This is a genomic window from Blautia sp. An249 (genome assembly GCF_002159835.1).
Classification (GTDB): domain Bacteria; phylum Bacillota; class Clostridia; order Lachnospirales; family Lachnospiraceae; genus Blautia_A; species Blautia_A avistercoris.
The window spans coordinates 28,570-42,321 of record NZ_NFJL01000018.1 but is presented as its reverse complement, the minus strand read 5'-3'; the positions used below and the strand labels follow the sequence as shown (position 1 = coordinate 42,321).

At 46.2% G+C, this 13,752-nt stretch carries 9 protein-coding genes; all 9 read left to right on the top strand.

The window, feature by feature from the left end; all coding sequences use genetic code 11:
* Positions 1-110 precede the first annotated feature (110 nt).
* The 9 genes from B5F53_RS14980 (at position 111) to asnS (ending at position 13,701) form a co-directional block, all read left to right on the top strand.
* Positions 111-1,397: an aminotransferase gene (locus B5F53_RS14980; protein ID WP_087224841.1), complete on the top strand. Its 1,287-nt coding sequence runs from the start codon at positions 111-113 to the stop codon at positions 1,395-1,397.
* A gap of 30 nt (positions 1,398-1,427) precedes the next feature.
* Positions 1,428-2,822, top strand: a complete 1,395-nt coding sequence (locus B5F53_RS14975; protein WP_242970339.1) for a L,D-transpeptidase family protein — start codon at positions 1,428-1,430, stop codon at positions 2,820-2,822.
* 23 nt (positions 2,823-2,845) lie between these two features.
* On the top strand, positions 2,846-3,871 hold the full coding sequence (locus B5F53_RS14970; RefSeq protein WP_087224838.1) for a D-alanine--D-alanine ligase family protein: 1,026 nt from the start codon (positions 2,846-2,848) through the stop codon (positions 3,869-3,871).
* A 28-nt stretch (positions 3,872-3,899) separates the two neighbouring features.
* On the top strand, positions 3,900-5,270 hold the full coding sequence (locus B5F53_RS14965; protein ID WP_087224835.1) for a UDP-N-acetylmuramoyl-tripeptide--D-alanyl-D-alanine ligase: 1,371 nt from the start codon (positions 3,900-3,902) through the stop codon (positions 5,268-5,270).
* A gap of 110 nt (positions 5,271-5,380) precedes the next feature.
* Complete coding sequence (locus B5F53_RS14960) at positions 5,381-5,773, top strand: hypothetical protein (protein WP_087224832.1); 393 nt, start codon at positions 5,381-5,383, stop codon at positions 5,771-5,773.
* 39 nt (positions 5,774-5,812) lie between these two features.
* The gene (locus tag B5F53_RS14955; RefSeq protein WP_087224829.1) at positions 5,813-6,970 is read left to right on the top strand and encodes a class I SAM-dependent methyltransferase; all 1,158 of its coding nucleotides are present in this window, start codon (positions 5,813-5,815) and stop codon (positions 6,968-6,970) included.
* Entirely contained in the window at positions 6,970-9,417 is a 2,448-nt protein-coding gene (locus tag B5F53_RS14950) for a hypothetical protein (protein ID WP_087224826.1), read from the top strand. Before B5F53_RS14955 ends, B5F53_RS14950 begins: the two co-directional genes overlap by 1 nt.
* A gap of 232 nt (positions 9,418-9,649) precedes the next feature.
* Positions 9,650-12,163, top strand: coding sequence for an InlB B-repeat-containing protein (locus B5F53_RS14945; RefSeq protein WP_162610624.1), 2,514 nt, complete (start codon positions 9,650-9,652; stop codon positions 12,161-12,163).
* 146 nt (positions 12,164-12,309) lie between these two features.
* On the top strand, positions 12,310-13,701 hold the full coding sequence (asnS, locus tag B5F53_RS14940; RefSeq protein ID WP_087224820.1) for an asparagine--tRNA ligase: 1,392 nt from the start codon (positions 12,310-12,312) through the stop codon (positions 13,699-13,701).
* The last annotated feature ends 51 nt before the right edge of the window (positions 13,702-13,752 follow it).

Below are 13,752 nucleotides of genomic sequence, written 5' to 3'. Positions count from 1 at the left end.
GTATATTTTATAACAGAGCCAGAATCAAGAAGTAATTAAAATACTTGACAATGCGGGAAACCGCATACTAGAATAAGAAATAGCATTATTAGACGTACGAGGAGGATATTATGAAAGCATATCAGGAGATGAGCAGAGAAGAACTGCTGGAACTGCAGGAAGAATTAACGAAACAGTACGAAGAGATTAAAGCAAAGGGATTATCCCTGGATATGTCCAGAGGGAAACCGTCTGCAAGCCAGCTGGATATTTCCATGGAAATGATGGATGTTTTAAACAGCAAAACGGATTTAAAATGCGAGACAGGAGTAGACTGCCGCAATTACGGAGTACCGGACGGAATTCCGGAAGCGAAGAGACTGCTGGGAGAAATTTCTGAAGTAGATCCGGATCACATTCTCATTTACGGAAACTCCAGTCTGAGCGTGATGTTTGATTCTGTTGCACGTTCTATGACTCAGGGTGTTATGGGTCACACTCCCTGGTGCAAATTAGATAAAGTAAAATTCCTGTGTCCGGTTCCCGGCTATGACAGACATTTTAAAATTACAGAATTTTTCGGCATTGAGATGATCAATGTGCCGATGCTGTCCACCGGCCCGGATATGGATATGGTAGAGAAGCTGGTCAGCGAAGATGCATCCATTAAAGGTATCTGGTGTGTACCCAAGTATTCCAATCCTCAGGGAATTACTTATTCCGATGAAACAGTCAGAAGATTTGCCAGACTGAAGCCGGCTGCTGAGGATTTCCGTATTTACTGGGACAATGCATACAGCGTTCACCATCTGTACGATGAGGATCAGGATTTTCTGATTGAAATTCTGGAAGAGTGTGTAAAAGCAGGAAATCCGGATATTGTTTACAAATTCACCTCCACTTCCAAAATCAGCTTCCCGGGTTCTGGAATTGCAGCCGTGGCCGCATCAAAGGCAAACCTGGAAGACTTCCGCAGATATATGCAGATTCAGACCATCGGTCATGACAAACTGAATCAGCTTCGCCATGTGCGTTTCTTTAAGAACCTGGACGGAGTTCATGAACAGATGAGAAAACATGCGGAGATTATCCGTCCCAAATTTGAAACGGTTGAAGCGACTCTGGAGAAAGAGCTGGGAGGCCTTGGAATCGGCCAGTGGACCAAACCCAAGGGAGGCTACTTTATTTCCTTTGATTCCATGGAGGGATGTGCCAAAGCAATTGTTGCCAAAGCCAAAGAGGCCGGCGTGGTAATGACCGGAGCAGGAGCGACCTTCCCATACGGAAAAGATCCAAAAGACTCCAACATCCGAATTGCCCCCACCTTCCCGGAACCGGAAGAACTGGCAATGGCCACTGAGATTTTCGTTTTAAGTGTGAAACTGGTAAGTATTGCGAAATTACTGGAAAATAAATAAGAGTTCAGAAAACACGATTAGAGGAAGAAAATGAAAGAAAAGGAAAAAATGGGAACCGGAAGGAAAATACTCCTGATTATCATCACAATTTTACTTTTAATGAGCGCGGCGCTTTATTTTGGAGGGGTCTTTTATTTCTCTTCCCATTTTTTGCCCAATTCCACCATTGATGGGATCGCATGTTCTTTCATAACGGAAAAAGAGGCCCAGAACCGGATTTCAGACGGCATTTCGGCCTATGTGTTAGCCATCAATGAGAAAAATAACGGCGTGGAGAAAATTACGGCCAAAGAAGCAGGTCTTCGTTATGTGGCGGATGAAACTGTGGGAGAGCTTCTGAAGAAACAAAACCGCTGGCTCTGGTTTCTGTCTCTGGGAAAGAGCAACGCCCTGGAGATGAGCGCAAGCACCACTTACGATACAGAAAGTCTCAGGAAGGCCGTTGAGAGTCTGAACTGTTTTCAGGAAGAGAATGTGACGGCGCCGGAAGATGCGCGGATTGAAGAAACAGATTCCGGTTATGAGATTGTGGCGGAAACAGAAGGAAATCAGTTAAATAAGGAAAAGACGTTACAGGTTATTACAGAAGCTGTGGAAAATGGAAAAACAGAGGTTTATCTGGAAGAAGAGGGCTGCTATGAGAAACCCGCTGTTTCTGAGAATGACGCCACATTAAAGAAGCAGCTCGAGCAGTTAAATCAGCTTACAGACGTAATGATTACTTATGATTTTGAAGACCGGGAAGAAGTGGTGGATCGGGAAGTAATCAGGGGATGGCTGAAAAAAGACGAAGAAAACAATTATGTGCTGGATAAAAGCAAGGTTGCAGAGTATGTAAATCAGTTAGGATATAAGTACGACACTTTCGGATGTACCAGAACGTTTGAAACCTATGACGGAAGAACCGTAACCGTAAAAGGCGGAGACTATGGCTGGGCCATTGATCAGGAAAGAGAGACGGCCGCACTGATGAAAGCAGTAGAGAGCGGCGAGACCCAGGTGAGAGAGCCGATTTATTCCTATGAGGGATGGAGCCGGACAGAAAATGATATTGGCAGTACCTATGTGGAGATCGATCTTACCAATCAGAGGATGGTTTTCTATTTAAACGGAGATCCGGTAGTGGACACAGAGGTAGTGACAGGAAATCCCGGTATGGGGTGGGAGACACCCACGGGAGTTTATGCAGTGGATGCCAAGAAATCGCCTGCAGTTCTCACAGGGGAAGATTACGAGAGCCCGGTGACCTACTGGCTGCCCTTTGCAGGGAATGTGGGAATCCATGACGCCCCATGGAGAACAGAGTTCGGCGGTGAACTGTATCAGACGGAAGGCTCCCACGGATGTGTGAACACCCCTTATGATCAGGCAGAGATTATTTATGAGAATCTGGAAATAGGCGCGCCTGTGGTGGTCTATCAATAAACAGTCATAAAAGGAGTAGAATTATGAAGATTGTGGTATTAGCTGGCGGCAACAGTACAGAGAGAGAGGTATCCATTGTTTCTGGAAGCGGCATCTGCAGGGCGTTAAGATCTAAGGGGCATCAGGCTGTCCTGGCAGATCCTTTCTGCGGACAGGAAACAGTGGACTGGGAAGATCCTTTTCCCAAGGAATATGATGTGGAACAGGCGACAGAATATATCCGGAGCTTTAATGGAAAAATTGAAGAAATGAAAAAGACAAGAAAAGAATTCTTCGGAGAGAATATTCTGGAGCTGTGTAAAGCAGCGGACTTCGTTTTCCTTGGGCTGCATGGAGCAAATGGAGAGGACGGACGAATTCAGGCGGTTTTTGATCTGATGGGTATCCGTTATAGCGGAAGTGACCATCTCAGCAGCGCAATGGCCATGGATAAGGGAATTACGAAACAGATTTTCCTGATGAATGGAATTCCCACTCCCCGCGGCCTGACCATGAATAAGAAGAAATATATCCGCAACCCGGAGGAGATCGGAATGGATTTCCCGGTGGTAGTAAAGACCTGTAATGGCGGATCCAGCATCGGCGTATACATTGCCGGAAATCAGAAGGAATACGATAAAGCGCTGGAAGAAGCCTTCCGTTATGAAGATAAGATCTTACTGGAAGAGTATATCAAAGGGACCGAATATACGGCAGCTGTTGTGGACGGGGAAGCCTATCCGGTTGTGGAGATTGTTCCGGTAAAAGGGTTTTATGATTATGAAAACAAATATCAGCCGGGAGCGACTAAAGAGACGTGTCCGGCGCCGATTTCCAAGGAGCTTACCAGAAAGATTCAGGAATACTCGGTAATGGCTTATCACGCCCTTGGACTGAAGGCATATGCACGGTTTGACTTTATTATGACAGAGGAGGAAGAGCTTTTCTGTCTGGAGGGGAATACCCTTCCCGGTATGACGCCCACCAGTCTGATTCCTCAGGAAGCTCAGGTTCTGGGAATGGACTATGCAACCTTGTGCGAGAAATTGATGGAGGTATCCCTGAAATAGAAGAGATACGAAGAGAGCAGGAGAACTCATGAAGAATTTAACGTTAAGAAACATTGCCCGCGTCTGCGGCGGTATTTATCACGGATCCGGGTACAATGCAGATACAGAAGCAGTGAAAATTATTACAGACAGCAGGATGGCAAGCCCGGGCTGCGTCTTTATTCCCATTGTGGGCGAACGGGCGGACGGCCATACATTCATTCCGGATGTGATGAAGAAGGGCGCGCTGGGAACCCTGTCTGAGAGAGAACTTCCGGAGGCAGACTTCCCTTATGTTCAGGTAGAGTCTTCCTTACAGGCTTTAAAAGATATTGCCGAATTTTATCTTCAGCAGGTGGGAATTCCTGTGGTGGGAGTTACAGGCAGTGTGGGGAAAACCAGTACCAAAGAGGTGATTGCAGCCGTTTTAAAAGAGAAATATCAGGTGCTGAAAACCCAGGGAAATTTCAACAATGAGATTGGACTGCCTCTGACCATTTTCAGGATTACGCCGGAAGATGAAATTGCCGTTCTGGAAATGGGGATCAACCATTTCGGAGAGATGACGAGACTGGCCAAGATTGCCAGGCCGGATACCTGTGTGATTACGAATATCGGCCCCTGTCACCTGGAATTCTTAGGAGACCGGGACGGGGTTTTAAAGGCGAAGACAGAAATTTTTCAGTATATGAAAGAAAAGGGCCACATTATTTTAAACGGCGACGATGATAAACTGGCAACTGTGGGAACCCCCGGGGGAATCCAGCCGGTGTTCTTCGGTCTGGAGGATGGAAATCAGATTTATGCCGATGAGATCGAAAGCCGGGGATTAAAGGGAATGTTCTGCAGGATTCATACGCCCCAGGGAAATTTCCATGTCTGGGTGCCTATGCCGGGACGGCACATGGTATACAATGCCCTCGCAGCAACGGCAGTGGGGCTGGCGTATGGTTTGTCCCTGGAACAGATACAGGCGGGAATCGAAAGTCTGGAGCCGGTCAGCGGCCGTTTCCGCATGATCGAAACTGACAGATTCTTAATTGTGGATGACTGCTACAATGCCAGTCCGATTTCTATGAAAGCTTCTTTAAATGTCCTCCAGGACGGAGCAGGCCGCCGGGTGGCGATTCTGGGAGACATGGGAGAACTGGGAGAAGAAGAAATATCCCTTCATGAAGAAGTGGGTGTCTGTGCGGGAAACTGCAGCATCGACGTATTAATCTGTGCAGGAGAGCTGAGCGCACATATTGCCCGCCGGGCAAAGGAGACGAATCCGGAGCTGGAAGTCGTTTACGAAAACGATCTGGAGAGCCTGCTGAAACACCTGAGCGGTTACGTGAAAAAAGGGGATACCATCCTGGTAAAGGCGTCCCATTTTATGCAGTTTGAAAAAGTGGTAAAGGCTTTGGAAGAGGAATAGTTAAAAACCGTGTAAGAGAAATCTTATGCGGTTTTTCTGATCCCGATACACCTTCCAAAAAGAAGTGCATATACTATAACAGATTCTAGGAAGAGGAGAATTTCTTTTTGATGTATCATGATAAGTATTTTCCGTTCTATGTGGCATATGCAAATCCCATGCTGTATGACGGGGAAAAGATTCAGGAAAAAGAGTACCAGATGATGAAAACCTATTATCCTGAAATTACCCGCCGGATACAGAACCATGTGGAAGAAGAATGCGACCGCCTGGATTATGAAGGCAGTATGCTGTATGACGAATATCCCGATAAATATACCCTCTATCATCTGTGCAGTAAAATTCATAAAAAAATAGAAGAAGAAATGCCTCAAAAGGAAATGGGTTCTCAGGAGAGGCGCGGACCGGATAAAAACTTTATGGATGAACTGATTCAGGTGCTGCTCTGCCAGGAACTGGTGAGAAGGCGCTGCAGGCGGAGCAGACGGAGACATTATTTTTAGCTTGTGATTTTAAGGTAAAACGATTACAATAAGAGCATGATGGATAAAATAAGTAAATTTTTAAAAGAAAATGTAAATGAGAATATGTTCCGGCTCATTCTGAGCGGAAACAGAAAAAGCGACGGACCTTCAAAAGTGAAGATTCGTCCCGTCCGGTTAAGGGACGGGCTGTATTACCAGGCTTCAGAGACCTGGGGAACAAAAGTACTCCATAACAATTATACAAAAGAGAATCTGATTTCCTATGTGGAAGAGAAGGCAGGCCAGGGGTTCAGTCAGATTCAGCTTCAGGGAGAGACCCGAGACGGGAGTATCTTAATCAGTAAAAAGGGAACCGTAACGGTGAAAACACGGCTGCATCCCAGAGAAGAAAGAACCATCCCCACTGAGCATAACCGGAAGAAAAAATATCTTCTGGAAGAGGGAACGGCGGTCCCGTTTCTTCAGGATTTGGGAGTTATGACCCAGAATGGGAAAATTGTGGCAAAACGGTATGATAAATTCCGGCAGATTAACCGTTTCCTGGAATTTATAGAAGACATCCTTCCTCAGCTTCCCAGAGACAGGACCCTGAAAATTCTGGACTTCGGCTGTGGGAAATCCTACCTTACCTTTGCCATGTACTATTATTTAAAACAGGTAAAAGGCTATTCTCTGGAAATTATCGGCCTGGATCTGAAGGAAGACGTCATTTCCAGATGCAATGAACTGGCACAGAAATACGGCTATGAAAATCTGCATTTTTACCAGGGAGACATTGCCTCCTATGAAGGCGCGGATCAGGTGGATTTGGTGGTAACTCTCCATGCCTGCGACACCGCTACAGATTATGCCCTGGCCAAGGCGGTATCCTGGAACGCAGGAGTGATCCTTTCCGTGCCCTGCTGTCAGCATGAATTAAACCGGCAGATGGAAAACGAGATGCTGGATCCGGTGCTGTCCTACGGGATTCTGAAAGAGAGAATGGCCGCTTTAATTACAGACGGACTGCGGGCGAAATTGTTGGAGGAAGCCGGATACGAAGTGCAGATTCTGGAGTTTATTGACATGGAGCATACACCGAAAAATCTTTTGATTCGGGCGGTTAAGAAAGGAAAGAGGAAGAAGACCGACAGAAAGCTGGAGACGTGTATGGAAGCTCTCCATGTAAATCCCACCCTGAAAAGACTTCTCGAAGAGCAGAAGGGAGAAGGCTGATGAAGAAAGTGTTGCGAAGAGCAGGAATCCTGTTTGGGGTTTTCCTGCTGGGAGTGATTGGAACGTCTCTTTTGTTAAACAGCGAGACAACTGATGACAGAACGGAGATGGAGAGCACGACACTGCCGGAAGTTTTTGCAGACATTGATGGAATCCGGGCGAACCGGATGTATGGATACCGTCAGAGAATGCAGGCGGATTTTATGCGGGACAGTCTGACGCCTATCGGTACTTCCCAGAAGGTGGACATTCTCATTGAGCCCTATGGGGAAACGATAAAGGGAATGTCCTACGAAATACGTACTTCTGACGGAAGTAAAGTGCTGGAAAATAGAAATCTGAAGAATCTGGAAGAAGAGGACACCTGTCTGAAGGGAACCATATCCGTGGAGAGCGATATGCGTATGAGTCAGGAGTATTCTCTGGAGATTACAGTGGATACGGAGGCAGGTCCTGTGTATTATTACACCCGGATTGTACAGAGAAGCAATCTGAATACAGGGAAATACCTGCAGTTTGCCCTGGATTTCAGTGAGAAAAGTCTGAATAAAGCCCAGTCTGAAGAGCTGACCGATTATCTGGAAGCCAATGTCCCTTCTGCAGACGGGAATTATTCCAATGTCAGTATTCAATCTTCTCTTTCTACAATTAACTGGGGGAGTTTAAATCCACAGATTTACAGAAGAGGGACCCCGGTAGTGAAAGAGATTAACGAGACCACAGGAAGTGTGGCTCTGGAATATCAGGTTTCTGCCCAGGATGACAACGGTTCTATGGAAGTTTACGATGTGGAGGAATTTTACCGGCTGCGTTATGATCAGAACCGGATTTATCTGCTGGATTTTAAACGGCAGGCCAGTCAGGTATTTAACGGAGAAAATGTGACTGTGGGAGAAGACGGTCTGCTGTTGGGCGTCCGGAATCGGAATGTGGACTATCAGACCAGTCCCCAGGGAGATATTGTAGTATTTGTCCAGGAGGGAGATCTCTGGGAATACCATATTGCTTCCGGCAAAATAGGACGGGTCTTTTCTTTCCGCCAGGAAGACAGCTCGGATATGCGGGATATAAGAACGGAACACGATATTAAGATTATCCGGGTAGAGGATAACGGAGATGTGGACTTCGTATTATACGGCTATATGAACCGGGGCGATCATGAAGGAATGGTGGGGGTAGGCGCTTACCATTACAACAACGATCAGAACGTGGTGGAAGAAAAGGTATTTATTCCCAGTACAGAATCCTTTGAATTTTTAAAACACGATTTGGAAGTGCTTTCGTATGTAAACCAGCAGAACCAGCTCTTTTTGTTCCTGGCAGAGAAGCTTTATCAGGTAGAGATTGACGAAAATTCCTATGAAATTCTGGAAGAAAATATTTCATCCGATAATTTCTATACTTCCGAAACAGGCTCCCATGCAGCCTGGACCAAAACGGCCAAAGACGGGATGTCAAAAGCAGAGGAAATTGATTTTGAGTCGCTGGAAAGAAGAACAGTAAGCGCTCCTGACGGCCAGAAACTAAAGCTGTATGGCTACATGAACGAGGATCTGGTCTACGGTCTTGCCGGGGAAGGAGATATTGTCTCGGAAGGGAACGGAAATGAGATTTTCGGCGCCAGTCAGTTAAAGATAGAAGGGTTTGACGGGACGGTGAAGAAAGAGTACCAGCCCCAGGGAACATACATTACTCAGGTGGACATCGGAGCGACTCTGATGGAAATGGTTTTGTCCCAGAAGAACGGTTCCACTTACCAGGCTGTACAGACGGACAGCATTATGAACAATGTGAAAGCTTCTTCAAGGCAGGTGGAAGTGGAGAACATTCTTACCACAAGACAGGGAACCGTAATTCGTCTGGCATTCTCCCGGCAGGTAGATAACGATCAGCCGGTTGTGGTTTATGCAAAGATGAGGACTCTGAAAGAAGATAAGGAAATCAGGCTGGAAACAAAAATTCCGGAAAACGAGATGTATTATGTGTATGCAGGAGGACAGCTCCAGGGGATTTACCGGAATCCTTCTCAGGCTGTTCAGATTGCCGACGAGAATACAGGCGTTGTCCTGAACCGGGCCCAGCAGTATGTATGGGAGCGGGGAAATAAAAAAGAAAAGATTCAGCTTAGTATTGCGGATATTCCGGAGGCGTTGCGTCAGGCAAGTCTGGATGTGGGGGCGTTAAAAGAAGCTGTCAAAGAGGAGGGAACCGTCCTGGATCTTACGGGATGTACCCTGGACAGTGTATTATACGAAATCAGCGCCCAGAGACCGGTCATCGTAAAAACAGGAGAGAATACCAGTCTGCTGATGGTAGGCTATGACGCATATAATACCTACCTTTACGATCCGGCAACCGGGGAGACTTCTCCTTATGGAATGAATGACAGTACAGCGTTATTTGAAAAAGCGGGAAATGTATTTATCACTTATATAGAAGCAATATAATATAACAAAGTGTGCAGGCCCCCTCAACTTTCGTTTTCCACATTCCTGAGAGCTGTTGTATAGGAGACATCTTATACAATAGCTCTTTCTTTTTCGGGCTCTTCTTTATGAAAACCGGAGATTCTGAGGCATTTCGGGATTTTTGAGAAGGTTCCTGTTGAAAGGGCGAAAGAAAGTGCTTATAATAAACATTACGAAAATATTAATTTTAGTTTAAATGAGGGAGTTTTTTATGTCAGACGGGAGAAGAAAAACAAGTAGAAAGAAATGGTTTTGCTGGTTGCTGGCTGCGGTAGTTCTGGTATCGGGAACCCCTGTTTCGGCGGCAGAGCTTCAGGAGGAACCGGAAGAGCTTACCGGATTTTCTATAGAGAGTTCTGAGGCGGTTTCTGCAGAGCCGGAAACAGATCCGGACCTGGAAGAACCCCGGGAACTTTGTACGGTAACGTTTGCCGAACAGCCAAAAGAAGACGGGGATTCTGCGCTGGAGTATGAAGAACTTCGCATGGAAGTAACAGAAGGAACAGAGATTACGCTGCCCCAGGTACCCGAAGAAGAAGGTTACAAAGCTTTCGGCTGGTCTTTGGATGATGAAGAGACAAAGGAAGCGGGAAGTACCTATGTGGTGTCCGGCGATGTGACTTTCTATGCTGTCCGTCAGGAAGCGTATCTGATAGAATTCTGCGATGCAGACGGAACGCCTCTGGCTGAGACGGAACCTGACAATCAGGAGAAATGGACGTATCAGGCAGTAAAAGGCGAGACGATCTATTTTCCGGAACTTCCCCAAAACCAGACCGGTTATAAGAACCTGGGGTGGAGTGAGAAGAAAAATGCATCCCAGATTTCCTATGCTCCCGGAGAAGCTTATACGGTTCAGGGCCATATGAAATTTTACCTGACCCGCGGGAAAACGGTGTTAATTAAATTTGCAAACCCTACGGGAACCATGTATCCTTCCGGTTCCTGGCAGTATGAGTGCGTTGTGGGAGAAACCATTACCCTTCCGGAGGGGCCGGCACTGGACGGTTGGACAAATCTGGGCTGGGCTTCTGCGAAAAACTCACAGAAAGCAGAATACAAACAGGGAAAAAGTTATAAGGTAACAGGGGCGAAGACCTTTTATCTGGTAAGGAGCTGCAGCGTATATTTTGCAAATCCGGCCGGAGCTGTTTATACAGGGACTTCCGCCGCGAAATTCCAGGTATCTCCCCAGACGATGTACGCCGTAGGCGGTGTACGCGTTCCGGAAGGCCCGCCTCTGACCGGTTATAAGAATCTGGGCTGGACCACTGTGAAAGGTTCTTCCGTGGTGGAATATAAAGCCGGAGATTACGTGCCGGTAAATAAGCAGGTAACCTTATATTTAATCAGAGGGAAAAACTGCAAGATCACCTTTGCCAATATGGCGGGGAAAAATCAGACAGGATATGCCAAATACAACATAACCGGCGGAGCCGGAGAGAAAGTGACTCTTCCCACAGGTCCCAATATCAGCGGATACGCTTTTTTGGGATGGTCCACAAAAATTAACGCCACATCAGCTACGTATGCGGCAGGTGCAGGTGTGACATTGAAAAGCAATTTGAACTTATATGCGGTTTATAAAAAAGGAGCCACCTGTACCGTCGCTTTTAATAATCTGAACGGCAATACAACCTGTGCAGATTACACAAAGCTTCAGAAGAAGGTGACGGCCGGAAATACCATCACCATTCCGGAAGGCCCGAAGATCGCAGGATATATCAATGTGGGCTGGTCCACAAAGAAAGGATCCACAACGGTAGCCGTAAAAGCCGGGGAAAAATATAAAGTAACCAAAAGCCAGACTCTGTATCTGGTAAGAAGACAGGGATACTACATTACATATAAAAGCTTTACAGGAGCCCTTACTTATAGTACCCAGGCAGTAATAAAGGGGAATTCCGTATATCTGCCAAGTGTGGCCAATATTTCGGCAGGAGTAAAAAACCGGGACGGCCAGACGCTGATTGGCTGGTCTTTAAAAACCCGCCAGCGTTCCAAACCTTCCTATGAAATCGGACAGAAAATTACCCCGCAGAAGAATATGATCTTCTATCCCGTTTTCCAATATAACAACACCATTGCCACACCTTCCAAGGCGGCTCTGTTAAAGGTCAAGGTTCCCTCCCAATACGGAAAAGTAATCTTCGTGGGGGACTCCAGGACCGTGCGGATGTTTAACATGGTAGAAGCCTATCTGGGAGCCAGACCGGCCAATGTTGACTGGGTGGCCGAGGGAAGTATGGGATTCGAGTGGCTGAAAAGTACTGGGTATCCGCTGCTTCTGGATAAATTAAAGCAGGATGCCAAAGGCGGAGCCGCCCGGAAACCAACGGCAGTGATTTTCAACATTGGAGTCAACAGTCTGGATCAGGGCAGCGAGTGCGTTCAGTTTATGAACCAGAAAGCTGCGGAAATGAAGAAGTATGGATGCCAGTTGTACTATATGTCTGTAAATCCTACCAACAATTCTACTATGCTGAATTTTTACGGAGCAAATACGACGCCGCGTACCGGATACCAGATTATTTCTTATAATAATCTTTTAAAGACGAAGCTGTCTGCCGACTATCAGTATCTGGACGCTTACAGCTATCTGATTCAGAGTGGCTATGCATTTGACCGCTGTCGGTATGGCTATGACGAAGGAATTGACGATGGCCTGCACTATAATGCAGGAACCTATATGAAGATATACAAATATTGTATGGAACATATCTGAAAAACAAAAAATGTCTGGGAACAGAAAGAAGAGACTTCGGTTCCCGGACATTTTTATTCCTGCAGGAAAGTCCTTCGGGCTTGCACTTGGGAGATGAATCGACTATACTATTAGGAAGAAAGAGATGAGAAAAGGAGTAAGAAGCGATGAAGCTTACCACAGTAAAAGAAATATACAGAAACAGAGAGGAATATTTAGATAAGGAAATTTCAGTAGGAGGATGGGTCAGAAGTATCCGCGACTCCAAGACCTTTGGTTTTTTAGTGCTGCATGACGGTACTTTTTTTGATACGCTGCAGGTGGTATACCATGACAGCATGGAGAATTTCAGTGAAATCAGTAAATTAAACGTGGGGGCGGCAGTGATTGTCACAGGAACATTAGTAGCTACGCCTCAGGCGAAACAGCCCTTTGAAATACAGGCGAAAGAAGTGACGGTAGAAGGAGGTTCCGCACCGGATTATCCTCTGCAGAAGAAACGCCACAGTCTGGAGTATTTAAGGACAATCTCTCATCTTCGTCCCAGAACCAACACATTCCAGGCAGTCTATCGGGTGCGCTCTCTGACCGCTTTTGCCATTCACCAGTTTTTCCAGGAGAGAGGATTCGTTTATGTAAATACTCCCCTGATTACAGGAAGCGACTGTGAAGGAGCAGGAGAGATGTTCCGGGTAACGACTCTGGATATGGAGAATCCGCCCAGGGATAAAGAGGGAAAAGTTGATTATTCTCAGGATTTCTTCGGAAAAGAGACAAACCTTACGGTCAGCGGTCAGTTAAACGGGGAAACCTTTGCCCAGGCGTTCCGCAATATTTATACCTTTGGACCCACCTTCCGTGCAGAGAATTCCAATACCACCCGCCATGCGGCGGAATTCTGGATGGTAGAGCCGGAATGTGCCTTTGCAGATCTGCAGGATAACATGGATCTGGCGGAAGCAATGCTGAAATATGTGATTTCCTATGTACTGGAACACGCGCCGGAAGAGATGAACTTCTTTAATTCCTTTATTGATAAAGGGCTGCTGGATCGGTTAAACCATGTGGTAAAATCGGATTTTGGTCATGTGACTTACACAGAAGCCATTGAAATTTTAGAGAAAAATAATGATAAATTCGATTACAAGGTACACTGGGGAAGTGATCTGCAGACAGAGCACGAGCGGTATCTGACTGAGGAAGTATTTAAGAAACCCTTGTTCGTAACGGACTATCCAAAGGAAATCAAGGCATTTTATATGAAACTGAATGAGGATGGAAAGACAGTTGCCGCTATGGACTGTCTCGTTCCGGGTATCGGAGAGATTATCGGCGGAAGCCAGAGGGAAGACGACTATGATAAATTAAAGACCAGAATGGCAGAACTGGGCCTGAAAGAGGAAGACTACGGATTTTATATGGATCTTCGGAAATACGGATCCACCCGCCATTCCGGCTATGGACTGGGATTTGAACGCTGTGTCATGTATCTGACAGGAATGTCCAATATACGAGATGTCATTCCATTCCCGAGAACCGTGAAAAACTGCGAATTATAAGAAGAAAAGGACTGCCGTAGGAGAAGATTTCTTTTATCGGCAGTCCTTATT